At 69.0% G+C, this 23,570-nt stretch carries 23 protein-coding genes; 6 read left to right on the top strand and 17 right to left on the bottom strand.

Features of this window, described 5'->3' with window-relative positions:
- Window positions 1-7: 7 nt before the first annotated feature.
- Window positions 8-613, bottom strand: a complete 606-nt coding sequence (locus tag ACZ6DT_RS36415; RefSeq protein WP_276368141.1) for a response regulator transcription factor — start codon at window positions 611-613, stop codon at window positions 8-10.
- A gap of 455 nt (window positions 614-1,068) precedes the next feature.
- Here ACZ6DT_RS36415 and ACZ6DT_RS36410 point away from each other — a divergent pair, with 455 nt between their 5' ends.
- Window positions 1,069-1,767, top strand: coding sequence for an AraC family transcriptional regulator (locus ACZ6DT_RS36410; RefSeq protein WP_465603747.1), 699 nt, complete (start codon window positions 1,069-1,071; stop codon window positions 1,765-1,767).
- Between the two features lie 78 nt (window positions 1,768-1,845).
- Here the strand turns inward: ACZ6DT_RS36410 and ACZ6DT_RS36405 are convergent, their stop codons facing one another.
- The gene (locus tag ACZ6DT_RS36405) at window positions 1,846-2,841 is read right to left on the bottom strand and encodes a DUF1702 family protein (protein ID WP_465603745.1); all 996 of its coding nucleotides are present in this window, start codon (window positions 2,839-2,841) and stop codon (window positions 1,846-1,848) included.
- 425 nt (window positions 2,842-3,266) lie between these two features.
- Between ACZ6DT_RS36405 and ACZ6DT_RS36400 the strand changes: the two genes are divergently transcribed.
- The 3 genes from ACZ6DT_RS36400 to ACZ6DT_RS36390 all read left to right on the top strand — a co-directional run bounded on the left by ACZ6DT_RS36400 (window position 3,267) and on the right by ACZ6DT_RS36390 (window position 5,551).
- Window positions 3,267-3,872: a response regulator transcription factor gene (locus ACZ6DT_RS36400; RefSeq protein ID WP_465603744.1), complete on the top strand. Its 606-nt coding sequence runs from the start codon at window positions 3,267-3,269 to the stop codon at window positions 3,870-3,872.
- 166 nt (window positions 3,873-4,038) lie between these two features.
- Window positions 4,039-4,818 carry an AfsR/SARP family transcriptional regulator gene (locus ACZ6DT_RS36395; protein ID WP_465603742.1) on the top strand — a complete coding sequence of 260 codons (780 nt, stop codon included), beginning with the start codon at window positions 4,039-4,041 and terminating at the stop codon, window positions 4,816-4,818.
- A 46-nt stretch (window positions 4,819-4,864) separates the two neighbouring features.
- A complete protein-coding gene (locus ACZ6DT_RS36390) occupies window positions 4,865-5,551 on the top strand; it encodes a winged helix-turn-helix transcriptional regulator (protein WP_465603740.1) in 687 nt (228 codons plus the stop codon).
- A gap of 53 nt (window positions 5,552-5,604) precedes the next feature.
- Here ACZ6DT_RS36390 and ACZ6DT_RS36385 read toward each other — a convergent pair whose 3' ends face one another.
- On the bottom strand, window positions 5,605-6,225 hold the full coding sequence (locus ACZ6DT_RS36385) for an L-threonylcarbamoyladenylate synthase (RefSeq protein WP_465603738.1): 621 nt from the start codon (window positions 6,223-6,225) through the stop codon (window positions 5,605-5,607).
- A 384-nt stretch (window positions 6,226-6,609) separates the two neighbouring features.
- Between ACZ6DT_RS36385 and ACZ6DT_RS36380 the strand changes: the two genes are divergently transcribed.
- The gene (locus ACZ6DT_RS36380) at window positions 6,610-8,940 is read left to right on the top strand and encodes a sensor histidine kinase (RefSeq protein ID WP_465603737.1); all 2,331 of its coding nucleotides are present in this window, start codon (window positions 6,610-6,612) and stop codon (window positions 8,938-8,940) included.
- A gap of 7 nt (window positions 8,941-8,947) precedes the next feature.
- Here ACZ6DT_RS36380 and ACZ6DT_RS36375 read toward each other — a convergent pair whose 3' ends face one another.
- From ACZ6DT_RS36375 to ACZ6DT_RS36340, 8 genes are all read right to left on the bottom strand, one after another.
- A complete protein-coding gene (locus ACZ6DT_RS36375; protein WP_465603735.1) occupies window positions 8,948-9,556 on the bottom strand; it encodes a response regulator transcription factor in 609 nt (202 codons plus the stop codon).
- 218 nt (window positions 9,557-9,774) lie between these two features.
- Window positions 9,775-9,966, bottom strand: coding sequence for a hypothetical protein (locus ACZ6DT_RS36370; RefSeq protein ID WP_276368101.1), 192 nt, complete (start codon window positions 9,964-9,966; stop codon window positions 9,775-9,777).
- Between the two features lie 254 nt (window positions 9,967-10,220).
- Window positions 10,221-10,766 (bottom strand): carboxymuconolactone decarboxylase family protein, encoded by a 546-nt coding sequence (locus ACZ6DT_RS36365; RefSeq protein ID WP_465603733.1) that lies wholly within the window; start codon window positions 10,764-10,766, stop codon window positions 10,221-10,223.
- The gene (locus tag ACZ6DT_RS36360) at window positions 10,738-11,214 is read right to left on the bottom strand and encodes a DUF6187 family protein (RefSeq protein WP_465603732.1); all 477 of its coding nucleotides are present in this window, start codon (window positions 11,212-11,214) and stop codon (window positions 10,738-10,740) included. Before ACZ6DT_RS36360 ends, ACZ6DT_RS36365 begins: the two co-directional genes overlap by 29 nt.
- A complete protein-coding gene (locus ACZ6DT_RS36355; RefSeq protein ID WP_465603729.1) occupies window positions 11,207-12,535 on the bottom strand; it encodes an NAD(P)-binding protein in 1,329 nt (442 codons plus the stop codon). The genes ACZ6DT_RS36360 and ACZ6DT_RS36355 overlap by 8 nt, the downstream gene beginning before the upstream one ends.
- Before the next feature lie 8 nt (window positions 12,536-12,543).
- Window positions 12,544-13,029 carry a DUF6423 family protein gene (locus ACZ6DT_RS36350; RefSeq protein WP_465603728.1) on the bottom strand — a complete coding sequence of 162 codons (486 nt, stop codon included), beginning with the start codon at window positions 13,027-13,029 and terminating at the stop codon, window positions 12,544-12,546.
- A gap of 249 nt (window positions 13,030-13,278) precedes the next feature.
- On the bottom strand, window positions 13,279-13,587 hold the full coding sequence (locus tag ACZ6DT_RS36345; RefSeq protein WP_465603726.1) for a DUF6235 family protein: 309 nt from the start codon (window positions 13,585-13,587) through the stop codon (window positions 13,279-13,281).
- 193 nt (window positions 13,588-13,780) lie between these two features.
- Window positions 13,781-13,930 carry a hypothetical protein gene (locus ACZ6DT_RS36340; RefSeq protein WP_465603725.1) on the bottom strand — a complete coding sequence of 50 codons (150 nt, stop codon included), beginning with the start codon at window positions 13,928-13,930 and terminating at the stop codon, window positions 13,781-13,783.
- Window positions 13,931-14,220: 290 nt separating this feature from the next.
- Between ACZ6DT_RS36340 and ACZ6DT_RS36335 the strand changes: the two genes are divergently transcribed.
- Window positions 14,221-14,400, top strand: a complete 180-nt coding sequence (locus tag ACZ6DT_RS36335; protein ID WP_465603723.1) for a hypothetical protein — start codon at window positions 14,221-14,223, stop codon at window positions 14,398-14,400.
- Between the two features lie 129 nt (window positions 14,401-14,529).
- On the opposite strand, the gene ACZ6DT_RS36330 is transcribed toward ACZ6DT_RS36335, so the two are convergent.
- The 6 genes from ACZ6DT_RS36330 to ACZ6DT_RS36305 all read right to left on the bottom strand — a co-directional run bounded on the left by ACZ6DT_RS36330 (window position 14,530) and on the right by ACZ6DT_RS36305 (window position 23,462).
- Window positions 14,530-14,721, bottom strand: a complete 192-nt coding sequence (locus ACZ6DT_RS36330) for an acyl-CoA carboxylase subunit epsilon (protein WP_465603722.1) — start codon at window positions 14,719-14,721, stop codon at window positions 14,530-14,532.
- A gap of 11 nt (window positions 14,722-14,732) precedes the next feature.
- Window positions 14,733-16,274 (bottom strand): acyl-CoA carboxylase subunit beta, encoded by a 1,542-nt coding sequence (locus tag ACZ6DT_RS36325; protein WP_465603853.1) that lies wholly within the window; start codon window positions 16,272-16,274, stop codon window positions 14,733-14,735.
- Between the two features lie 158 nt (window positions 16,275-16,432).
- Window positions 16,433-16,600: a DUF6222 family protein gene (locus tag ACZ6DT_RS36320; protein ID WP_465603721.1), complete on the bottom strand. Its 168-nt coding sequence runs from the start codon at window positions 16,598-16,600 to the stop codon at window positions 16,433-16,435.
- Between the two features lie 17 nt (window positions 16,601-16,617).
- On the bottom strand, window positions 16,618-17,190 hold the full coding sequence (locus tag ACZ6DT_RS36315) for a flavin reductase family protein (protein WP_465603720.1): 573 nt from the start codon (window positions 17,188-17,190) through the stop codon (window positions 16,618-16,620).
- Window position 17,191: 1 nt separating this feature from the next.
- On the bottom strand, window positions 17,192-17,632 hold the full coding sequence (locus ACZ6DT_RS36310; protein WP_044855858.1) for an acyl-CoA thioesterase: 441 nt from the start codon (window positions 17,630-17,632) through the stop codon (window positions 17,192-17,194).
- Between the two features lies 1 nt (window position 17,633).
- Window positions 17,634-23,462 carry a type I polyketide synthase gene (locus tag ACZ6DT_RS36305; protein WP_465603718.1) on the bottom strand — a complete coding sequence of 1,943 codons (5,829 nt, stop codon included), beginning with the start codon at window positions 23,460-23,462 and terminating at the stop codon, window positions 17,634-17,636.
- Window positions 23,463-23,570: the final 108 nt, after the last annotated feature.

Genomic DNA, 23,570 nt, shown 5'->3' with positions numbered 1-23,570 from the left:
GCCGGCGTCACAGCCAGCCGGACTCCTTGGCGATCCGCACCGCGTCGACCCGGTTGCGGGCGCTGAGCTTCGACACGATCGTCGTCAGGTAGTTCCGCACGGTACCGGCGGACAGGAACAGTTCGGACGCGATCTCGGTGGGGTCGGAGCCGACCGACGCGAGCCGGAGCACCTCGATCTCGCGGGCGGTGAGCGGGCATTCCTCGCTGTCCCAGGCGGCGAGCGCCAGATCGCCGTCGACGACGCGTCGCCCGGCGGCGACCCCGCGGACCGCGTTGGCGAGCCTGTCGGCGGGCGCGTCCTTGCGCAGGAAACCGTTGACCTTCGCGGCCAGCGCCCGCCGGAGGGTTCCCGGGCTGCCGAGTGAGGTGAGGATCAGCGTGCGCACGCCGGGCAATTGTTCGTGCAGTTCGGCGGCCGCGGTGAGCCCGTCCTTGCCGGGCAGGTCGATGTCGATGAGCGCGATGTCGGGACTCGCGGACCGCGCGAGCGGGAGGATCTCGTCGCCGCTGGCGCATTCGGCGACGACCTCGATGTCGGGTTCCAATCCGAGCAGCGCGACCAGGGCTCCACGGACAATGTGCATGTCCTCGGCCACCAGGACCTTGATCATCGACCCCATCTGCCTTTCGCCCGCGTCCCGCCCCCGAGCCGCCGATACTATCCTCACACACACGATCCGCGAAATGGAAACCGGCCCGTGACCGCCGCGGGGGACGCGGTCAAGGGCCGGTTCTGTGTTGCCGCGGGAATACGTTCTTCGGACCGCGCCAACACGGCCGGGGAAGTTCCGGTGTGAATGCGCTACCAGGAATTCTGCGGCCGCGGGCCGGGGAGATCCAGTGTGACCAGCACCGCCGGACCGTGGTTTTCGCATGGTCGGGGCCCTGTGAAATTTTCACGTCGGCGCACACATCAATCCATATCCGGCGGTGAATCAAGCACTTCAGGAGAAGCGGCGGCGAACACTACTGTCGGAAACCGTAAAGCAAGCCAGAATTCCTCGAGCGAAAGGACGGTACAATGGATGAGACTGTCCGGCGAGCCGTGGAGCGAGCCATTGGGGCCATGAACGAGAAACTGGGCGAGGAGCTCACGATCGATGACATCGCCCGTGCGGCGACGTTCAGCAAATTCCATTTCACCAGGGTGTTCCAGCAGGCCACCGGCGTCTCGCCCGGCCGGTTCCTGTCCGCGCTGCGGCTCGACGAGGCCAAGAACCTGCTGTTGACGACCTCGATCACGGTCGCCGACATCAGCCGCCAGGTGGGCTACAACAGTGTCGGCACCTTCAGCACGCGGTTCAGCAGCCGGGTCGGCCTCTCCCCGTCCGTGTACCGCCGGCAGGGCGGCTTCCAGCGCCACCTCGCGGGCGATCCCCGTCCGGGTGCGAAGCGGGCGGTCGTCCGAGGTTTCGTGTCGGCGCCGCCGGAGATCTCGCCCGGCCTCGTCTTCGTCGGCCTCTTCCCGACGCGCATCCCCGAGGGCGCGCCCGTGCGTTACACGGTCATCGACGCCCCCGGCCCCTATCAGCTGACCGATGTCCCGGAAGGCACCTGGCACCTCGTCGCGCACTGCGTGAGCGGCCCGCCCATGCGCCGTGGCACCGGGTACACCGGGCACCACGGTCCGCTCACCGTCGAACCGGGCGTCTCGGCGCGGCTGGCGGACCTGCGGATGCGCCCCAAGCGCCTGTTCGACCCGCCGGTCCTGCTCGCGCTGCCCGACCTGCGGCACCGGCCGGAGCCGTTCAAACGCGCGGCCTGATCCTCTCCCGGATGTCAGGAAAGGGTCGTTCAGGACGAAAAACGTCTTGAACGACCCTTTCCTGACATCTACGCGACCTCAGGCGGACAGGCGGCCGGCCGCGGGCGCCAGACCGTCCCGGATGTTCTGCCGCCACAGTTCATAGGCGGGGGTCCCGTCCGAGGCGTCCTCGGTGACCTCGGTCGAGTCGGCCAGGTCGACGGCCTCCTCGATGCTCAGCCCGGCGAGCGCCCGCGCGGCGCGGCGGGTGTGCGGCGGGACGAACGACGAGAACGTCCTCGCCTTCACCGCGAACACGACACCGAGGCCGAGTTCGTCCTGGTGCTCCCCCGCCGACTCGCGCAGCCTCACCAGCCCCGGCCGGTCGCAGCCGCCCGCGAAGGTCGAGGCCAGCCCGACCCCGCTCCACAGGTCCGGACGGCGCCCGGCGGGGAAACGGTTCACGGCCGCGGCGACCTTCACCGGGTCGCCACCGTTGATGAACCACAGCGCCCGCCCGATGCCCTGGTCGCAGGCGCGCGGGAAGTACGCGGGGGCGCCCGCCCACGGGTACGGCTTGGGGACGAACTGCTCGTCGACCCACTTACGCGTGTCGAAGTAGGCGCGGTCGAAGGCGTAGCCGTCGACCGCCAGCCAGCTCATCGTCGGATGGAACGGGACGCCGTCCAGCTCCGGCAGCACCTTCTTCCACAGCGGGCGGGGCAACCGGGCCATCGCGAACCCGATGCCGATGTAGGTCAGGAACACGTGCGGGAGCCCGGGACCGCTCATCAGTTCGGCCGTGCGGTCCGTCCGGCCGCCGGGCATGACGTCGAGGATGGTGAACGCCATCGCCGCGCCCTCGTAGGCGAACCCGCGCATCTCCGGCTCGACCATGTCCAGCCGCCGCTCGGCCTCCCACAGCGCCGGCGCGTCGATCCCCCACTCGAAGCCGCACACCACCGACTGCGGGATCGACTCCAGACGGGCGGTCGCCGGCGTCGGCGGCACTCCGAAGCCTCGCCCCTCGAAGCCGACCGAAGCCAGCGAAGGCGCGAACATGACCTTGCGCAGGGCACCCAGCAATGAGCTCATCACTTACGTCCTTTGTGGATAGTGTCGGCTTCGCGCGCGAACTCGGCTCGTACCGAGGAGACCACGCCGTGCTCGACGGCCGATCGAGGTCTGCGCCGGTACCGCCGAACAGTCCATCCGCGTCTTCGAAAGGGGTCGAATTCACCCGTTCGCCGGACGAATTCACTGTAATGGAACGTTCTCGACAGACAAAGAAACCACTTATGGCAATAGTTTTACCGTCGCCTCACCTAACAGCGTGTAATCGACCGCTCTCAGTTTCAGTATGCTCGAAGCCATGCCATCGTCGCAGCTCACCAGGGTCTTGATCGGCCGAGCAGGCTGCCAAAAAAAGCGCAACCTCGTATCGTGCGATTTCGATTCACTCTTCCGGGTTTGCTATGTACACTGAGAGTTAGCGCGTTTCTGGGGAAGAGGAGGTCGGAGTGATCCGAGTCCTATTGGCCGAGGATATGCACATGGTCCGCGGCGCCTTGGTCGCTCTGCTGAACCTCGAACAGGACATCGAGGTCGTCGCGGAGGTCTGCTCGGGCGACAAGATCCTTCCGATGGCCGCGGAGTATCTGCCGGACGTCGCGATCATCGACATCGACCTGCCCGCCAAGGACGGGCTCGCCGCCGCTTCCGAGCTTTATCAGCAACTTCCGAACGTCCGCACGCTGATCCTCACCTCGCTCGGCCGTCCGGGCACCGTGCGCCGCGCGCTCGACGCGAAGGTGAACGGCTTCCTCCTCAAGGACGCACCGGCCGACAAGCTCGCCAACGCCGTCCGCTCGGTCGCCATCGGCCGCCGCGTCATCGACAGCGAACTCGCGCTGTCCGCCTGGGAAACCGAGGATTGCCCGCTGACACCGCGGGAAGTCGAGATCCTCCGCCTCGCCGCGAACGGGCGCACGGTCGCCGACATCGCGGCGGAGCTGTTCCTGTCACCGGGAACCGTGCGGAACTATCTCGCCACGGTGGTCACGAAACTCAACGCCCGCAACCGAGTGGACGCCATTCGCATCGCCACCGATTCCGACTGGCTTTGAAGCCTGCCGCGTCTTCTCTTTTGCCACAACCGGTTCACCGCTCCAGGTCGTGACGATCGCATACGGGGCAACGAAGAAATCACGGTACACCGGGTGTTCCCGGCACTGTTCCGAAGGTTCCGCCTCTGTCACCGTCCTTGAGGGGGAGTCCGCCGGAGGGCAGGGGATGTACGCGATGACCATCGGACCAGGTGACACGGCCAGGGTTCTGGGGCCGCTCGAGTTGCACATCGGCGGTGTCGATCGCGCGCCGAGCACACCGAAACTCCTGCAACTGCTGGCGATGCTGCTCATCCGTCCCGGCAAGACGGTCCACGTCGACTCGCTGGTCCACGAACTGTGGAACGACACGCCGCCGCGCAGTGTCCGCCGGACCCTGCACACCTACGTCCATCACCTTCGCCGCCATCTCGACCCGGACGGCACCGGCGGCCTGCTGGTCACCTGCTCGCCCGGTTACCGGCTCGACATCGACGCGGGCGTGGTCGACGTATCGGAATTCCACCGGCTCCACCGCCTCGGCCGCGACCTGCTGGACGAAGGCGACAACGCGGCGGCCGCGCACGCGTTCCGCACCGCGCTGGACCTGTGGTCCGGTCCCCCGCTGGCGAACATCCACTGTGGACCGACCTTGGCCGCCTACACCGTCTATCTCCTGGAGCATCGGCGCAACGCTCGCGACCTGTGGATCGAGGCCGAGATCCGCGCCGGGAACCACCGGGAGATGCTCGGCGTGCTGCGGTCGCTCACCACCGCCGACCCGTTCGACGAAACCCTGCACGGCCAGCTGATCCGCGCGCTCGGGCTCAGCGGGCGGCGCAGCGACGCGCTGGCGTCGTTCGAGCGGCTGCGAACCAGGCTCGAGGACGAACTGGGGGTGAAACCCTGCGCCGAACTGCGGGAGCTGCACCGCGAACTGCTTTCCGAGGGACACCCCGTCCGCTGAACGAGCACCACCCCGTCACCAGATCAAGGAAGTTGAGGAGTCAAGCATGACCGCTCGCACCTACGGCCAGTTCTGCGGCCTCGCCCGCGCGCTCGAGATCATCGGGGAACGCTGGTCTTTGCTCGTGATCCGCGACCTGGTGCTCGGCCCGAAGCGTTTCGACGAGCTGCAGCACGGCCTGCCGAAGATCCCGACGAGCATCTTGTCGACCCGGCTCAACGAACTCGAACGGCACGGCGTCGTCCAGCGCCGGGTGCTCTCGCAGCTCGACGCCGGGGTGGTCTACGAGCTCACCGAGTACGGCAACGACCTCGATCAGATCCTTCTGCAGCTGGGCCTGTGGGGCGCCCGTTCGCTGACCGATCCGGCGGCCGACGACCTGTTCACCCTCGACGCGGCCATCCTGTCGCTGTACACGACGTTCCAGCCGGACGCCGCCCGCGGCGTCCAATGCTCCTTCGAGCTCCACTACGGCGACCAGATGATCGTCCACGCGCTGATCGACGATGGCGCGGTGACGGCGGGCGAGGGCCCGCTTCCGGAGCCGGACCTCGTCATCGAGCCGCGCGGCCCGGTCGTGCTCAAGCTGCTGAACGGCGAGCTGGACGCCACGAGCGCGCTGACCTGCGGCGCGGTGGCCGTCAAGGGCGACCCGGCGATGCTGGAGCTGTTCACCCGGCTGTTCCACATTCCCTCGGCCCCGTCGAAGACCGAAGGCCTCGTCACGCACTGAAGACCTGTCGCGGTGGGACCGGGACGCCGGTCCCGCCGGGTCACTCGCGGTGGCTACTCGAAGCGTGCGGTGTCGCCGGCGCCGCGCCGCACGATCTCCGGCTCGCCCGACGAGAAATCGATGACCGTGGTGGGTTCGACCCCGCAGTCCCCGGAATCGATCACCGCGTCCACCACGTGTTCCAGGCGCTCCTTGATGTCCCAGCCCTGGGTCATCGGCTCCTCCTGGTCGGGCAGCAGCAGCGTGCTCGACAGCAGCGGCTCGCCGAGTTCGCCGAGCAGCGCCTGGGTGACCACGTGGTCCGGGATGCGCACGCCGACGGTCTTCTTCTTGGCGTGCAGCAGGCGGCGCGGAACCTCCTTGGTGGCGGGCAGGATGAAGGTGTAGCTGCCCGGCGTCGACGCCTTGATCGCGCGGAAGACCGCGTTGTCCACGTGCACGAACTGACCCAGCTGGGCGAAATCCTGGCACACCAGGGTGAAGTGGTGGCGGTCGTCCAGTTTGCGGATGCTCCGGATGCGGTCGATGCCCTGCCTGTTCCCCAGCTGGCAGCCGAGCGCGAAACAGGAATCCGTCGGGTACGCGATGAGCCCGTCTCCGCGCAGGATGTCGACGACCTGTCCGATCGCGCGTCGTTGCGGATTTTCCGGATGCACGTCGAAATACCTGGCCATGCGCCGAGCTTAGGGCCACGGGCCCCCGGTCGCCGCGAGAGCCCGCCCGGCGTGGCGTACACGGCGGGGTACACAGTGGAACGCCCGGAACACCCGGAACAGCGGATCGGCACACGTCTTCCATCGTGGCGTGTCCCACGATCGCGTTCATGGTCCGAACGCCCCACACCCGCGCGGGTGATCGAGCGATTTTCCCTGTCGCCAGCGGGGAAAACGTCTCCCTGTCGGCCTTCCTCCCCGACCCGGAAGAAGCAACCGGGGTAACGAACATGGGTTAGGATCCGAATCACACGGCGATGGAAGGTCGCGCGGCGGCTGACCACGGCCGACGCGGGGGGAAGCACGACAAGGACCGAGACATCTTCTGTTACCTCTGGGGTGCCTGTGCCGGAACAGCTCGCGGTGACCGCCGAACCTCTGGGTACCGCCGGGGTCGACCGGCGCCCCCGGCGGGCACTGTTCCTCGCCGGGCTGATCATCACCGTCGTCTTCGTCAACTCCTGCCTGTTCGGTCTCCTCGCGGTACTGCTGCGGCCGGGGGTGGACTTCTGGCATGGCCTGCTGGCGGTGCTGTACGTCGGGCCCGTGCTGGCGATCCAGCTGCTGTACTTCAGCCGCCCGTCGGTCCGTCTGGACACCAGGCTCGCGAAAGCGATGCTGGTGGTGCAGGCGTGCCTGGCCTACCTGGCGACCCTGCACTTCGACGCGGCGCTGAGCTCGCTGACCACCCTCGCCGCGGGCAGCGCGCTGCTGCTGTTCCGGCCGAGGACGGGCTGGACCGTGTTCACCGTGTTCATGGCGGGCACGATCTGGATCCTGTGGACCTACGACGAGACCTGGCTCGGGGCGTTGTTCGACAGCGTCACCGCGGTCTTCTACGCCCTGGTCGTCTACCTGCTGACCTGGCTCGCGCGGCTGGTGACCGAACTGCACCAGGCCAGGACCGAACTGGCGCGGCGGGCCGTCGCCGAGCAGCGGCTGGCCTTCGCGAGGGACCTGCACGACCTGCTCGGCCTCAGCCTGTCCGCGATCGCGCTCAAGGGCGAACTGGTGCACCGCCTGCTGCGCAAATCCCTGGATCAGGCACGTGCGGAACTCGCCGAGATCACCGGGATCGCGCAGCGGACGCTGTCCGACGTGCGGTCGGTGGCCAGGGGCTACCGGGAGCTTTCGCTCGACAAGGAAGCACGGACCGCGGTGTCGCTGCTCTCGGCGTCGAACGTCGCGGTGCGGGTCGACCTCGAGCAGGTCGAGCTCCCGGTGAAGCTGCGCACCCTGCTGGCGAAGGTGCTGCGCGAGGGGGTCACGAACGTTCTCCGCTACACCGGCGTCGAGAACTGCGAGATCACCGTGCGCGAGACCGGCGCCCTCGTCGTGCTGGAGATCGTGCACGACGGGACGGCGCACGAGGACGTCCCGCAGGAGACGGCGGAGAGCCTGCGTGAGGTGACCGAAGAGGTCGCCGGATACGGCGGGGAGCTCAGCGCGGGTCCCGACGCGGCGGGCCGGTGGCGGCTGCACGCCGAACTCCCGGTGCCCGAGCAGGCCGAACCCGCCGAGGCGGCGCTGGAGCAGGGGCCCGGCCACTGGTCCCGGATCGACGCCAGGAACGTCCAATGGACGATGACCGCGGTCTTCATCTTCTTCAGCCTCTCCGCGATGACCCGGGCCTTCATGCTGACCGACGACGGCTGGGCCCTCACGCTCATCGCCGGGTACCTCACCGCGTTGACCACCCTGCAACTGTCCTATTTCGCCCGGCCGAACGTCCGGCTGCGCTCGCGGCAGAGCTACGCGCTGCTCTTGGTGCAGGCCTGCCTGATCTTCCTGCCGCTGATCCCGCTCGGGCACGCCTGGGTGAGCCTGCCCAGCCTGTTCGCCGGCACCGCGCTGCTGGTGCTGCCGCCGCTGGCCGGGTGGACGGCGTTCGCCGCGACCGCGACGGGCGTGGTGCTGATCCGGATCGGCTACGGCACCGACTTCATCGGCGGCTTCTACAGCTTCGCCTCCATCCTGAACACCGGGTTGATGGTCTTCGGTCTCATCTGGCTGATCCGGCTGGTGACCGAGCTGGGCGAGACCAGGAAACGCCTCGCCGAGGTCGCGGTCGCCGAGGAGCGGCTGCGGTTCGCCCGCGACCTGCACGACCTGCTCGGCATGAGTCTGTCGGCGATCGCGCTGAAGAGCGAGCTGACCAGCCGGATCATGGACATCGACACCACCCGCGCCTCCGACGAGCTGCTGGAGATCCTCGGGCTGACCAGGCAGGCGCTGGCCGACGTCCGCTCGGTGGCCAGCGGCTACCGGGAACTGTCGCTGGATCAGGAGTCCCGATCGGCGCGGGCGGTACTGGTGGCCGCCGACGTCCAGGTGCGGCTGGAGATCGAGCAGGACGACCTGCCGACGACGGTGCGGACGGTGCTCGCCGTGGTGCTGCGCGAAGGCGTGACGAACGTGTTGCGGCACAGCAAGGTCGAACGCTGCGAGATCGCCGTGCGGCGGACCGGGAACGGTGTCGCGCTCGACATCGTCAACGACGGCGTCCAGAACGGACGGCCACTGAATCCGGAGCGGCCGGAGCGGCCGGCGCGAGTCGAGGCCCCGGGCAGCGGCATCACGAACATGTCCGACCGCGTCGCCGGACTCGGCGGGGAGCTGACCGCCGGGGTCGAGGCCGACGGGCGGTTCCGGCTGCGCGCCGTAGTGCCGGTCTAGGTCGGCGCTAGATCCAGCCGGAGTCCTTGGCGATCCGGATCGCGTCGACCCGGTTGCGCGCGTTGAGCTTCGAAACGATGGTGGTCAGGTAGTTGCGCACGGTTCCGGTGGAAAGAAAGGCCTTCGCCGCGACCTCCAAGGTGTCGCGGCCTTCGGCGGTCAGCCGCAGGACGTCGATCTCCCGCGGGGTCAGCGGGCATTCCACGGTGTCCCAGGCCGCGAGTGCCAGGTCACCGTCGACCATCCTCCGGCCGGCCGCCACGCCGCGCACGGCGTTGGCGAGTTTCTCCGCGGGGGCGTCCTTCAACAGGAACCCGTTCACCTTGGCCGCCAGCGCCCTGCGGAGCGTGCCTGGCCTGCCGAGGCTGGTCAGGATCAGGGTCCTGACCTCGGGCAGCTGCTCGTGGAGTTCGGTGGCCGCGGTGAGCCCGTCCTTGCCGGGGAGATCGATGTCGATGACCGCGACCTGAGTTCGTGAAATCCGCGCGGCGCCGAGGATCTCGTCACCGGAAGCCACTTCGGACACCACTTCGATATCGGGCTCCAGCCGCAGCAGCGCCACGAGCGCGCCCCTGACGATATGCATGTCTTCGGCCACGAGAACTCTGATCACCATCGCGCCGTCCCCTCACGCGCACCCCCATGGCCCCAACATAAACACGCCCGGACGGAACGCGTTCCACCGTTCGGGTGGTGCGTCGGTCCGGCTCGTTTTCCGGGCGACACGGCGAAAGGGCGCGGAGCGACCGGTTGCGCAGTCGGTCGGCTACTTTCCGTCGACATGCCGAACCGCCACTCGCTTCGGGGTGCGAGTGGCGGTCCGGTGGGGTGCTCTCAGCTCGCCTCGGCCAGCGGCGGAGCGGTGCAACAGGCGCCGGTGAAGCAGTTGAAGACCTCACCACGCGGCTGATTGGTCCAGTTGTCGAACCGGTCGATCACCAGATCGACCTGGTTTCCGGCGAAATCGGTGTCGATTCCCCGGACGGCGAAGAGCGAGCGGACGTTGTCGGTCACAGCGTTCTTCATCGAATGGCTCCCAGGCTGTTCGGTGGTGTTCCTTCGATGAGGGAATCGTGCTGCCCAGGGCCTGTTCGCGGCCAGTGCCATGCATCATCGCGGCGATGTGCTTTTCACCTACGCCAGAAGGTTCTCCTCGACTGCTCCACTTCCGCTCCCCCGGCTGTCGAACGGAGTAACGGCGGCCCTTGCCGGTGACGGAAAGCGGCGAACCGGTCTCAGCGAGGCACGGTGTCCGGTCTTGTCCGGTGTGGACAGTCGAATCAGGATTCGAGCAGGCGCGCCAATCCGGAGTACCCGTCCTCCTTCAGCCGCAAACCCGAAATCTTCGCGTAGGCGTCGTCGGCCCGGATCCCGAGCCCCTCGACCATCCGGTTCATGAAGTTGAACAGGGCGCACACGAGGACGGCGTCGTGCAGCGCGGCCTCGTCCCAGCCCGCCGCGAACACCGCTTCGGCGTCGGCATCGGTCATCCGGGACGGCGTGCGCGTCAGCTTGCCCACGTACGCCAGTACGGGCTTCATGCGCCCGTCCACGGGCGAGGAGTCCAGATCGGCCAAAGCGGCCGCCAGAAGCCCTTCCGGCACACCGAAAGCCTCCGCGGTGACGGTGTGGACCCCGTGGCAGTACCGGCAGTCGTTGACACCGGAGACGTAGGCCGCGATCAGCTCCCGCTCCCCCGCGCCGAACGCCGACGGCGCCCGCATGATCAATTCGTGGAGATCCAGCAGTTTCGACGCGGGCGCGGGGAACTTCCGGAAGACCTGCAGCAGCGTGGTGTCAGTCGGCAAAGACCCGAGATAGGACATCGTCCGTGGTGCTCCCTTTGTCCGGCGCCCGCCCTTGTCCGGTGAACTCTTCGACGTCATCGCGACGCAGCCAGCAGGCCGCGAGGCAAACCACCGACGCCGGTCCCAGCCCGGTCACCGTGGCGGTGACCCGCGTGGTGGCGTGTTCCCATTCTCGGCGCAGGGAACCCGCCGCTGTCATCTCCGGACCTGCTTCGATCAACGGGCGCACCGCGCGCCAGCGGAGGATCCCGGCTTCGACGAGCGCGCCGATGCTCAGGTCGAGCGCGTCGTGCCGGGCCTGGTCCACGGCGAGGGCGACCAGCGCGGGCTCGTCGGCGAGACGCGCGAGCCCGACGCTTGCCAGCAGGCGTTCGGCGTCCAGGCCCAGCAGGATCACCCCCGACTCGGTCGAGGGAGCGTCGTCGATCGACGGCAGAGTGAAGCGGGAGTCGTACGGCTCAGACACGGGTGACGTCCTTCGCGGCCGTCCGCGGCCGGGCTTCCCGCCGCAAGTTCTCGGCGACGGCGGCCGCGACCCGCGCGGTGGCGACGCGGTGGCCGTCGATGTTGCGGGCGGCCGGGCCCAGCGCCATGCCCGCGGCCGCGCCGACGGCGAAGACCCGGGGCGCGCCGAGGTAGGCGAAGGTGCGCTCGTCCAGCTGAGGCCAGCCGCCGCGGTCGAGAACGGCCTCGTCGGGCATCAGGCCGTCACCGATCGACGGCGTGGTGCCGAGCGCCAGGACGGCGTGCTCCACGGAAACCCGCGAACCGTCTTCGAGGTGCAGGCCGACCCCCGGCGTCACCTTCACGATCGCCTTGCCGCGATGCACGATCAGCCGTCCTTCGGCTTCGGCCGCCTCGAGCATCGGGCGGAACTCGAACATGATCGACGCGCGCCGGAAGCGGCCCATCAGTTCGAGCCGTTCCGACCAGCTCACCCCGTCGAAACGGGCGCGGCCTTCGGGACGGAAGAACGACGAGTTGACGTCGGCGCACTGGTAGCGTTCGCCCGTTTCGCGGACCACCCAGTGCACCTCGCGGCCTTGGGCGAGCCCGTTGGAGATCAGGTGCGCGGCGGTGAGGCCGGCGCCGACGACGGCGAGCCGCTGTCCGCCGCCGGGAACGGGTTCGTCCCAGTAGCTCACCCCGCGCGGCGGATGGCCGCCGCCCCACCAGGTGTCCGGGGCGGACCGGCGCTCCTCGCCGAGGCACAGCACGGCGTGGCGCGCGGTCACGGAGAACCGGTCGGCGCGCACGGTGACCGCGTCCGAGGACACTCCAGCCGGCAGCACCTCACGCACCGAACCGCGCCAGGTCCGTTCGGTGACGTGGTGGCTCGCGGCCAGATGCCGGCAGTAGGCCTCGAAGACGTCGACGGGGACCACGGACCGGTGCCCGGCCTGCGCCATCCGGATCTCGCGGCGTTCCACCGGCGTCAGCACCGACCAGTGCAGCCGGGCGAAGTCCAGCAGTTCGCAGTCGCGGTAGCCCTCGACGCCGGGGTGGTGCTCGTACGGTGACCGCAGCACGCGCTGGCCGAGCAGGTCGATACGGTCGAAGAACCGGCCGCAGGGACGGCCGTCGCGGTCGACGACGACGAGGTCGCGCACGCCGTGGTGCCACAACGCGGAAGCGACCGCGAGCCCCGCCGGGCCCGCGCCGACGATGACGACGTCGGCGCCGGACGGCGGTCCGGCCGTGGCCGCCGCGCGGGTGCCGGGGACGACCGGCCATTCCCGCCCGCGCGGCGATTCGAGCAGCTGGGGTTCCGGGACGAACGTGATCACCGGCGTACTCAGCCGATCACGGTCACCGGGACGATCAGCTCGATCACGGGGCGCTGTTTCATCCCGTTGCTGATCAGTTCGTCCAGGGTCTGCTGGGACTGCTCCGCGGTGTCGGTCGCGATCGGGCTGTACCGGGAGTAGGAGTAGGTCGGCTTCCGCCCGCCCGCGTCCAGCGAGTACACCTTGAGCACGGCCTCCCCCGGCCGGACTTCACCGTCGTAGAAGGTGAGGCGGCGCTGGTCCGGCGTCATGAAGGACTTCGAGAACTGGCGGGAAAGCACGAGGGTTTCGGCGTCGTTGACGAAGGTCGAGTCCTCGTCGGTGACGACCTGCATCGCGACCCAGGTCTTGTCGGTCAGGTTGGTCTCGGACTTGATCACCTGCCAGCGTCCCGGCTCCGGGAGATTGACGCTGACCGAGATGTCGTGATCGGTGGTGTCGATCGCGCCGGAGATCATCAGCACCCGTCGGCGGACGTCGGCGACCCCGGCCATCTGAATGTCACGTGCGCGTACCCGTGTGGAAACATCCAAGCCCGGGAATTCAGGTGATGACATCTTTTGTGCCTCCAGCCCTTGAGATGAACACAGCACACAATTCCAGCTCGGCGAAATTCCCCCACCCCAAACACCGGAAGAATTTCACGCCGAACTGGACGATGTCAAGATGAGGAACACCTGACCCGCTGGTACGAAAGGCCGCCGGTAACGGAGAAGGAGACTGGGCCGTTCAGCGGTACCCGCTCAGGAACCGTCGGAGTCCTCGGCCCAGGCAGCGGCGGGCGTGCCGTGCTCCAGCGCGCCGATGTAGACGATCTCGAACGAGGAATCGGACCGCTTGAGCCCTATCCGGATCACGAGATCTTGCTTCACCAGAATAATGAACTGATGCGGATCGCGGCCGTCCCCGAAAATGTCGTAGATGAGAAAGGCGGATCCGTCGGCCACCGCGAAAAGTGCTTCGTAGATGACATTTCGATCGGCCTGCGGAGCATTGATCGCCCATTCTTCCAGCACCTGCAAACCCGACGTGAGCTGGAGGCGCATAGCCATCCGGAGGCCTCCTCGTGGTCTGGCCGGGTCGTGGGCGTTCTTCATTCTCGCGCGCGCGATACCCGGTGGTCTTCTTTGTCCGTGCTTTTCGTACCGGCCTAGGCCGTGTCCGGTAAGTCTGTTCGGCTGGACCGCCCGTGCCGTCAGGGACCGCCTGGGCGCGAAGACCGCGGACAGACTTACCGGACACGGCCTAGTTGTAACCGAGGACGATGTGGTCGGCCGGGAGCTCGTTGTCGGCGGCCTGCCTCGGCTCCGGGACGAACGCCGTCGCGTCGGCCTCGGTGGTCCCGCGCGGGTCGGCGTCATCGCCCACCACTCGAATTCGCACCTGTGCCGTCATGGCGTTCCTCCCGACCTTCGATGAACGACTCACTTGACAACCAGGATGGACCCGCCCGATCGGGAGCCGGTCGTGACGTGATCGAAGACGCCGGGGGCTCGTGCTGAGCAAAGAAAAAGTCGCCGCTGAGGGGGTGCCGGTAGTGCCCTTGTGGTATCCGGAAAATCCAAGGAGCACACCATGACCGAGCGCCTCGACCCGTACGAGATCTACGCCGACGACGAACTCGACGTCGACCTGCTGGGCCTGTCGTGGCCCGACCCCGCCGTCCCCGAGCAGCGGGACCGGCCGTGAGCGCGGCGGAACGGCAGCGGACCTGCGCGGCCTGCGGGGGCCCGTTCGAACCTGAAGAGCGAACGGATCTGGAGGCGGTGATCGACGGCGGCGTCCTCTACGTCGCCGTGCACACCTGCCACAGCACGTATCCGCCGCGGCGGGAGACCGAGGCCGCGCGACGGCTCACCGCGTAAGCGGCGCCCGATCACGCGAGTCCCGCCTTCGATCACGCGAGTCCCGCGTCCAAGCACACATGACGCGAAAACCACTTTCGCAACGTTGAAGGTTGCGAAAGTGGTTTTCGCGTCATGTGGCGGCGTCCGTCAGCGCAAGACCGAAGTGCGCCAGGTCGCCGGCGTTCGAGACGTCCAGGCGGACCGCGCCGCCACGACGGGCGCGGGCGCGGCCGAAGCGAGCGCGGTGAAGACGGCGACGAGCGCCGCCAGTTCGGCGTCTTCCGGGTCCCCCCGCAGGACCCGGAAGACCGGCGCACTGTCCTTTTCGGACGGTGGCATGGCTCCCCCGTTCAGATCGGATGATTGCCGTGCTTGCGCTGAGGCGCCGCCTTTCGCTTGTCCTGCAGCATGTCCAGCGCCCTGGCGACGGCGGAACGGGTGTCGGCGGGGTCGATGATGTCGTCGACCAGCCCGCGTTCCGCCGAGTACTGCGGGCTCATGAACTCCTCGGTGTACTCCGCGACCAGGTGGGCGCGCAACGCGTCCGGATCGGGCGCGACGGCGAGGTCCTTGCGGAACAGCACGTTGACCGCGCCCTCGGCGCCCATCACGGCGATCTGGTTGGTCGGCCACGCCAGCGACAGGTCGGTGCCGATGGACCGCGAGTCCATCACGATGTACGCGCCGCCGTACGCCTTGCGCAGGATGACCTGGATCCGCGGCACGGTCGCCTCACAGTAGGCGTGCAGCAGCTGCGCGCCGTGCCGGATGATCCCGGAGTGTTCCTGTTCGACCCCCGGCAGGAAGCCCGGGACGTCCACGAGGGTCACCAGCGGGATGCTGAACGCGTCGCAGAACCGCACGAACCGCGCCGCTTTCTGCGAAGCGGGACCGTCGAGCACGCCGGCGAACACCATCGGCTGGTTGCCGACCAGGCCGACCACACGTCCGTCGATCCGCGCGAGCGCGCACAGCACGTTCTGCGCCCATCGCTCGTGCATCTCGAAGAACTCGCCGTCGTCGGCCAGTTCCGTGAACACGTCCCGCATGTCGTAGGGCTTGTTCGGCTCCACCGGGACGAGCTCGGCGAACCTCGGCCGCCGGTCCTTGCCCGCGTCCTGTGACGGCTCGCGAGGCGCGGATTCCAGATAGTTCGACGGCAGCAGCGAAACCAGGTAGCGGACGTCGGCGAGGCAGCTCTCCTCGTCGTCGTGCACCACGGTCGCCACGCCCGACGACGCGCCGTGCACGTCCGCGCCGCCCAGTTCGTCGTGGCTGACCCGTTCCCCGGTCACGGTCTCGACGACGTCCGGCCCGGTCAGGTACATCCGGGCGGTGTCGCGCACCATGAACACGAAATCCGCGAGCGCGGGCGAATACGCCGCCCCGCCCGCGCACGGCCCGAGCACCACGCTGATCTGCGGGATGACGCCGGACGCCTCGACCTGGCGGCGGAAGATGCCACCGTAGCCGTTGAGCGCCATGACGCCTTCCTGGATCCGCGCTCCCCCGCTGTCGTTGAGCCCGATCAGCGGCGAACCGGTGGCGATCGCCAGATCCATCACCTTGTGGATCTTCGCCGCGTGCGCCTCGCCGAGCGAACCGCCGAAAACGGTGAAGTCCTGCGCGTAGACGAACACGCGCCGTCCGTCGATGGTGCCCGAGCCGGCGATGACCCCGTCGGTGTACGGCCGGTTCTCCGCCAGCCCGAGCCCGCTCGCCTGATGCCGCCGGTACAGCTCGACCTCGGTGAAGGAATCGGGGTCCAGCAACAGATCCAGCCGTTCGCGCGCGGTGTGCTTCCCGAGCGAATGCTGACGCCGGACGCCCTCGAGCCGCCCGTCGACGATATGCTCGCGCAGTTCGTCGCGCTGGGTGCGCAGCAACGGCATCGTCGGTTCCGGTGGGTGCACCGGTTCGGCGCCCCTGGCGAGCGGGATCACCTGCCCGTCGGTCGCCCTCGGGATCCGGGGGCGCCGCAGCCGGTCCTCCGGCAGCGGCACCACCTCGGAGTCCTCCGCGCGCTGAGCGCCCGGATCGCCCTGCAGGGTCACGCCGCCTCCCTGAGCCTGGCCTCGCGCTCGAGCTCGTCGAGTTCGATTTCCCGCTTGATGTCGCGCCAGCACACCCCCCGCCCGAGACGGGGCATCGTGGTCACCACCGGCGGCCGTTCGGACGAGGACGCCGGGGCGGGCGTGGCGGATTCGTTGATGGTCATGACAATTCCTCTCCCTGTCAGGCCGATGCCCGTATCCGGCCGTCGATCTGGTGGTAGCCGCCGCCGTAGAAGACCAGCGAGTCCTGCGCGGTGCCGCGGCTGGAGGCGACCACCTTGCCGAGGAAGATCGAGTGGTCACCACCCTCGTAGACCTCCGCCAGCTCGCATTCCAGCCACGCCAGCGCGCCGTCGAGCAGCGGAGCGCCGGTCTGCGGCCCCGCCGTCCAGTCCACCGAGTCGAACTGCGCGAGCCCGGCCGGGCGACGCCAGTCCGCGAAGTACTTCGCCAGCTCCTTCTGGTCCGACGCCAGCACCGTGACCGCGTACGAACCGGCCGTCACGATCGCCTCGTGCATCCGTGCCGCGCGGGAAACGCAGCACAGCACCATCGGCGGCTCCAGCGACACGGAGGTGACGGCGTTGGCGGTCATCCCGTGGGCCCGTTCACCCCCGGCGGTCAGCACGGTGACCCCGGTGGCGAACTGGCCCATCACCTCCCGCAACCCGGACTGCGCGGACAACCGGCGTCGCGCGGCGGGCGTCGGCAGGCGTTTCAGCACCGGCCGCGAAGGCTCCTCCACCTCGCCCACGTCACTCCCCCTTGCCGTTGACGGCGTACGGGGCCAGCGCCTCACGCAGCTGCTCGGGCACCCGGCTGGGCACCGTCGCCGTGTTGGGGCCGCGCATGCACGCGATCCGCTGCCGTCCGCGCGCCACCAGCCGCTCCCCCTCGTCGGTGAGGTGCACGTAGTCGAAGGTGAACTGGATCTGGGTCTGGGTCAGCTCTTCCAGTCGCAGCCGGATGGAGAGCTCGTCGAACGCGGTGATCTCCGCGTAGAACTCGCAGTCCACCTTGAGCGTGAAGAGTTTGAGGTCGCGGCGGACCTCTTCGAGCACCGCCGGCGCCTTGTCCTTCAGGAACATCTCGCGGCACCGGCCCTGCCAGCGCACGTAGTTCACGTAGTAGACGTTGCCGACCAGGTTGGTCTCTTCGAACCCGACCGTGTGCAGGATCTCGTAGTAGTCGGCCATGTCAGTTTCCCTCTCCCTGGAGCACCGCGAAGACCACGGGATCGGTCCGGTCGTTGACGGTCGTCACCCAGGTGGCGATGCGAGCGGCGCCGTGCGAGAGCACCGCCCAGCCGTCCGGATCGACCCGGTGCACGGTGAGTGCCTGTGTCATGTCCCCGGTCTTGCGCACGCATTCGAGCGCGCTCCAGACCCTGGTGTGCGCGACCGAAAGCGGTTCGCGGGCGTCCGCGGCGAGCAGTTCGCCCACCGAAAGCAGATCCTCGCCGAGCAGACCCGCCCAGTCCTCCGGCGTCCGTTCGATCGCCGTCTCGACGTCGCAGGCGATCCGGCCGTCGCCCGCGATCGCCAAGGTCAGTCCGGCGCTGTGCGACGCGCTGACCTCGACCCCGTCGGCCTCCGGTTTGCCGTCCGGCCGGTAGCGGATCTCGAGCGGGCTGTCGACGGCGCGGCCGGCGGCCAGTGCCGTCTGCGCCCGCCGTTCCGGCGTGGTCTCCACGGAGACGCCGACCGGGTCCGGTTCGACGACGATCGCGCGGGACGAGCCGAGCAGCCGTTCGACGGAACGCTCCAAATAGGACCCGAGCATCGACGGGACCCACGGCCCTTCGCCGTCACGTTTGCGCACCGCGCGCAGTTTCAGCCCTTCCCATCGCTCGACCAGCTTCCCGTCGGGGTTGCGGACGTCGAGGTCGTAGAGGTAGCTGTCGCCGTCCTGCGAACGCTCGCGGGCGTCGAGGAGCACGTACTCCGGGTCCTGCTCGCCGGGCTCGGCCAGGTACAGCCGCTCGATCCCTTGCGGCAGCAGGGTCGCGTCCGGGACACAGCACTGGATGGCGTGCATCATCGCGTCGCGGGTGCCCGGGTCGGCCAGGAGCTGTTCCTGCGGAAGGAACGGCGCGAACCAATCGACCTCGGCGCCGGTCGCGATCTCCGCGACCGCGTGCCGCGCGCTGGCCCGGCGATAGCCGGTGACCCGCTGGAATCGCTTGCCCTGGAACAGGACCGTGCCGTAAAGCTCGGTCGTCGGGTCGACCGGGACCGGCGGCAGCGCGACGTCGCGGACCACGGTGTCCCCGAGCGGATCCGGCCGGGAGAACCGCAGCCGGGCACGGAAGTGGTCGGCGCTGAACCCGGTCTCCCCGCTGCGCAGCACCACGTCCACCGTTTCGGCGTCCCTGGCCAGCGCGGCGAGCCGGATCGTGGTCGACCCGCCCGGCGAGACGATGATCGGGCGCAGGAACTCGACGTCGGAGAACACCGGCGCCGGCAGGGTTTCCACGGCCAGCGCGGCCTTGGCGACCTGGGTCATCGCCTCCATGCCGATCACCGCCGGGAACAGCAGCTGGCCATCGAGCAAATGGTCGGCCAGATACGGATCACTGCCCGCGGAGAGGTCGGCTTCGGTGATCAGCTCGACCCCCGGGTAGTGCACGACGGCGCGGTCGACGAAACGGGTCAGCGGCAGCTCGCGCTTCTCCACCGGCAGGGTGACCAGGCCCGCTGTCCGGCCGCAGACGACCAGTACCGACGGGGCGGCCGGATCGCCGACGACCTGGCGGAGGATCTCGATGCCCTCCTCGGTCGGGATCGGGGTGATGCCGTCGCGCATCAAAGCGCTGACGACGCCGAGCTTCTCGCCCATCCCGGTCCCCGACCAGACCGACCATTCGAGGGCGATCGCGCGGGCCTGGGGGTGTTCGCGGCCGAAGCGGACGGTCAGTTCCGTCATCCAGTCGTTGGCCGTGGCGTAGTGCGCCTCACCGCGCAGCCCCGCCCGTCCGATGATGCTGCCGAAGGTGACCAGCAGCTTGATCCTGTCCTTGTCGACGGCGTCGAGGACGGCGTTGAGGCCACCGATCTTCGGGGCCAGCGTCTTGCGGAAGGTCTCCTCGGTCAAGGAGAACAGCGCGGCGGGCTCGTTGCGGCCCGCGCCGTGCAGTACCGCGGTGACCGGGCCGAATCCGTCCTGGATCCGGCCGATGGCGTCGGCCACCTGACGGGCGTCGGTGACGTCGGCGCGTTCGTAGCGGTAGGTGATGCCCGCCGCCGCCATCCGCCCGAGGTTCTCCGACAGTTCGGCGTCGTCGGCGGGGTCGCTCCGGCCGAGCAACGCGAGTTTCGCGCCGGAATCCTTGGCCAGCGCCAAGGCGCTCTCCGCGGTGATGCCCTTGCCGCCGCCGGTCACGAGCAGGACGTCTTCGGCGCCCAGCGGTGTCCCTTCGGCCTCGGAAGGTTTGAGGGCACCGAGCTTCGGCACCGTGCGGACACCGGCGGAGTCGTAGCGGACTTCGCTGAAGTCGCTGGTCGCCGCCACTTCGGTGACCACAATGGACACCGCGTTACGGATTGCCTCGGGTTCGGCGGGACGGACGTCGGCGAGGTCGACGATCGTGGTCCGGGCCGACGGGTCTTCCAGCCGCAACGTCTTCGCCAGACCGGAGGCGCCGAGGCCGTGCTGCACCACGACGAACCGCGTGCCGTTGGGCGCGGCCAGCACCGCGCGCCCCGCCTCCAGGAACAAGCCCACGTCACCGGAATCGCTGTCTTCGTTCAGGCACAAGAGGACACCGTCGCCGACACCCGCGGTGGCCAGCGCCACGCGCAACGGCTCCGCCAGCGGATGGCCGTCCGGAGCGAACGCCGTCCACTCCGCCTGCGAAAGGCCGGCGTTGCCCGGCGTGAGGTCGGGTGACGGCTTCGGCGCGACGACGTACTCGACCGCGAACGGCCGGACCCACGGGCCGACCCCCGCGACCTCGGCCTGGTTGCTGTCGGCGGGTTTGGCGGTCTGCGCGAGTTCGTCGATCATCTCGGCGAGTTCGCCGAGACAGACGGTCGCGAAGTTCGGCATGCCCTCCAGCGCCGGACGGCCGAGCGCGCGGGTCACGTCGTTGACCAGCTGACCGACGGTGATCGACGAAAGGTGCAGGTCGTCGAGCGGATGCGTGTCGGCGGTGACCGCTTCGAGCGGCAGTTCGACCCGCTCGGAAGCGAGCTTGCGCAGCAGTTCGAGGGTGCTGCTGCCGCCGCTTTCCGACGCCGTCCCGGTCTTGGCCTCGGTGGGTTCGGCGACGCGGTCGCGGGCCAGTTCCGCACCGATGGACGGCGCCGCCTCACACGGGCTGGTGAGGAACGAGAACTTCCCGTCCGCCGGCAATGCCCGCACGACACGGCCGTCGAACAGCGCGGAAGTCTCCAGTGGGGCGCCGAACGCGAACGCGGCGCCGGCCACCTTCAGCACCGAAGCCAGCGTCGGGCTGTCGGTGTCGATCGCGAGTGCCGGGGTGCCGGGCGCGATCGCGCCGAACAGCCCGGTGAGCACGCGGCCGGGGCCGACCTCGATCACCAGGTCGCTGCGCTCGGCGACTTTCGCGGCCGCCTCACGGAAGCGGACCGGCAGGACCACCTGATCGCGCAGCAGGTCACGCAGGTCTTCGGCGGCGTGCAGGACGTCACCGGTCACCGTGGACACGACCGGCCGGTCGAGCCGGGCGAAGTCGAACGTGGCGAGTTCGCCGGTCATCGCCTCGGCGGCCGGGACGACCGCGGGCGAGTGGAACGCGTGCGAGACGTTGATACGGGTGGCGGTGACGCCCTCCGCGCGAGCACGGGCGACCACCCGGTCGATCGCGTCCGCCGGTCCGGAAAGGACGGTCTGCTCGGGCGCGTTGTACCCCGCGATGACGACCTCTTCGCCCTCGGCGAGCCGCTCGGTGACCCCCGGGGTGGCGGCGACCCCCGCCATGGCACCGTTTCCGTCGCTCGCGGTCGCCATCACCTTGCCGCGGATCTTGGCCAGCCGGAGGACTTCGCGTTCGGTGAGCGCGCCGCCCCAGTGCAGCGCGGTCAGTTCACCGAGGCTGTGCCCCGCGACCGTCCGCGCCTCGATGCCGAGGCTCTTCAGTACCCGGAGCCCGGCGAGTGAGCCGGTGACGATCCGCGGCTGCGCGACGTCGGTGGCGACCTGGTCGGCACCGGTCGACAGGCCCGCGGCGCGGTAGATGTCGTCGGCGTGGGCGAAGCGTTTGCGCAGCGCGCCGACCGTGCCCTGCCCGGAACCCTGACCGGGGAACAGGAAACCGATCTTCGGATCCGTCGAGCGCGCACTGGCGAAGATGCCTTCGCGGGAGGAGAAGATCTCCGGCTCTCCCTCGCCGAGAAGGTCGAGGAGTCTGGCCAGCTTGCGTTCGGCGTCCTCCGGGTTGGCCGCGACGATCGCGGCACGGACCGGTTTCCCGGACAGTTCCGCGGAAAGCGTGCCCGCGAGGTCCGCCAGCTCCGCGAACGAGAGCTTCGGCACGACCTCCAGCAGCCCGGTCACCCTGCCACGCAACGACGCGGCGTCGTCGGCGTCGAGGAGCAGCAGTTCGCTGTCCTGCCGTCCGGCGACCAGCGACCGGGTCCTCTCGTCGAGTTCCTTGCGCCGGGCCGCACCCGGCGCTTCGGTCACGGTGACGTGCGAGTTGATGCCACCGAACCCCATCGCGGAGACTCCCGCGCGGACCGGGTGGTCCGAGGGCCACAGCCCGGCCTCGGCCGGGACGTACATCCGCGCGGAGTCGCCGACCAGCGACTCGTGCGGTTCGAAGTGGCCGGTCGCGGGCGGGATGACCTGGTGGTAGACCGCCAGCGTGGCCTTGATCAGGCCGGCGACCCCGGCCGCGGCCTTGGTGTGGCCGATGTTGCCCTTGATCGTGCTCAGCGCGGCGGGGTCGGCGAGCGGGTCGGCGTCGCGGCGGGCGGTGGAGAGCGCCTCGATCTCGGTGGCGTCGCCCAGCGCGGTCCCGGTGCCGTGCCCTTCGAAGTACGAAACGGTCTCGACCCCGTAGCCGGCCTTGTCGTAGGCCCGTTTGAGCGCGAGGCGGTGACCCGACGCCTCCGGGCGGGTGATACCGCCCTTGCCGTCGGAGGAGACACCCCAGCCGCCGATGGTGGCGTAGATCCGCTTGCCCTGCGCGATCGCGTCGTCCTCGCGCATCAGCACGAGCATGCCGGAACCCTCGCCGGGCCAGAAACCGTTGGAATCGGCGTCGTAGACCTTCATCTCCCGTTTGGCGAGCGCACCGGTCTTGGCGAATCCGATCACCTCGAACGGGTCGATCGACAAGTCGACACCACCGGCGACGGCGACGTCGAGGTCGCCTTCCGAAAGCGCGTTCGCCGCCGTGACCACGGAAAGCAACGACGACGAGCAGGCACCGTCCACGGTGAAACCGCCGCCGCCGAAGTCGAAGAAGTTGCAGACCCGGCCGGCGATCGTGTTCGCCAGCCCGCCCGCGAGCGTGTCCTCGTCGATCTCGGGGAACGGCGCCTTGTACTGCGCTTCGAGATCGTGGAGGAATTCGGCGGTGTCGCCCTCGGCCCAGCCGCGCTCGGCGAGCGCCGCCGCGATGGTCCGGCGCACGTACGGCCAGCGCAGCCGCATGATGTTGGCCCGCGAGAACTCGCCGGTGAGGCTGTTGCCGATGACCACGCCCGTGTTGGGCCGCGGCAGCCCGTCACCCTCGGGGAAACCCGCGTCCGCCAGCGCCTGCGCGGCGACTTCGAGGGCGAGCCAATGCGTGGTGTCGGTCGAACGGAACGTGCTGCCCGCGACCTTGTACTTGATCCGGTCGAACTCGTAGTCCCGGAGGACCGCGGCCTTCTGGGCGTAGAAACGGTCCGGCGCCCCTGCGTCGGGCGAGTAGTAGTCCTCGCGGTTCATCCGCTCGTCGGGCAGTCTCCGGAACGCCCGGCGGCCGGCGAGGACGTTCTCCCACAGTTCTTCCGGGGAACCGGCGTCCGGGTATCGAAGACCGATACCGACAATCGAAATCCGCTCAACGCTCATGCCACCGCACTCCCCTAGCTCTCAACCACTCAAGTCACGGAATCCGGTCCCGGCGCCGGGAACTCTGTTCCAGGAACGAGGGCGCCGTCCGCACCTGCAGTCCGGTCA

The sequence above is a fragment of the Amycolatopsis sp. NPDC041971 genome (assembly GCF_055588925.1).
The sequence above is the reverse complement of the archived record's forward strand: the minus strand, read 5'-3'. Positions and strand labels throughout refer to the sequence as shown.

What these genes read in the sequence shown, in the direction of transcription:
- ACZ6DT_RS36405 (WP_465603745.1), bottom strand. Translation starts at nt 2,841, where the DNA reads ATGAGCTCATTGCTGGGTGCCCTGCGCAAGGTCATGTTCGCGCCTTCG.
- ACZ6DT_RS36370 (WP_276368101.1), bottom strand. Translation starts at nt 9,966, where the DNA reads ATGAAGAACGCTGTGACCGACAACGTCCGCTCGCTCTTCGCCGTCCGG.
- ACZ6DT_RS36350 (WP_465603728.1), bottom strand. Translation starts at nt 13,029, where the DNA reads ATGGCCGGGGTCGCCGACGTCCGCCGACGGGTGCTGATGATCTCCGGC.
- ACZ6DT_RS36415 (WP_276368141.1), bottom strand. Translation starts at nt 613, where the DNA reads ATGATCAAGGTCCTGGTGGCCGAGGACATGCACATTGTCCGTGGAGCC.
- ACZ6DT_RS36340 (WP_465603725.1), bottom strand. Translation starts at nt 13,930, where the DNA reads ATGACGGCACAGGTGCGAATTCGAGTGGTGGGCGATGACGCCGACCCG.
- ACZ6DT_RS36310 (WP_044855858.1), bottom strand. Translation starts at nt 17,632, where the DNA reads ATGGCCGACTACTACGAGATCCTGCACACGGTCGGGTTCGAAGAGACC.
- ACZ6DT_RS36320 (WP_465603721.1), bottom strand. Translation starts at nt 16,600, where the DNA reads ATGACCATCAACGAATCCGCCACGCCCGCCCCGGCGTCCTCGTCCGAA.
- ACZ6DT_RS36390 (WP_465603740.1), top strand. Translation starts at nt 4,865, where the DNA reads ATGACCGCTCGCACCTACGGCCAGTTCTGCGGCCTCGCCCGCGCGCTC.
- ACZ6DT_RS36395 (WP_465603742.1), top strand. Translation starts at nt 4,039, where the DNA reads ATGTACGCGATGACCATCGGACCAGGTGACACGGCCAGGGTTCTGGGG.
- ACZ6DT_RS36345 (WP_465603726.1), bottom strand. Translation starts at nt 13,587, where the DNA reads ATGGCTATGCGCCTCCAGCTCACGTCGGGTTTGCAGGTGCTGGAAGAA.
- ACZ6DT_RS36305 (WP_465603718.1), bottom strand. Translation starts at nt 23,462, where the DNA reads ATGAGCGTTGAGCGGATTTCGATTGTCGGTATCGGTCTTCGATACCCG.
- ACZ6DT_RS36410 (WP_465603747.1), top strand. Translation starts at nt 1,069, where the DNA reads ATGAACGAGAAACTGGGCGAGGAGCTCACGATCGATGACATCGCCCGT.
- ACZ6DT_RS36365 (WP_465603733.1), bottom strand. Translation starts at nt 10,766, where the DNA reads ATGTCCTATCTCGGGTCTTTGCCGACTGACACCACGCTGCTGCAGGTC.
- ACZ6DT_RS36385 (WP_465603738.1), bottom strand. Translation starts at nt 6,225, where the DNA reads ATGGCCAGGTATTTCGACGTGCATCCGGAAAATCCGCAACGACGCGCG.
- ACZ6DT_RS36330 (WP_465603722.1), bottom strand. Translation starts at nt 14,721, where the DNA reads ATGCCACCGTCCGAAAAGGACAGTGCGCCGGTCTTCCGGGTCCTGCGG.
- ACZ6DT_RS36325 (WP_465603853.1), bottom strand. Translation starts at nt 16,274, where the DNA reads ATGCCGTTGCTGCGCACCCAGCGCGACGAACTGCGCGAGCATATCGTC.
- ACZ6DT_RS36375 (WP_465603735.1), bottom strand. Translation starts at nt 9,556, where the DNA reads ATGGTGATCAGAGTTCTCGTGGCCGAAGACATGCATATCGTCAGGGGC.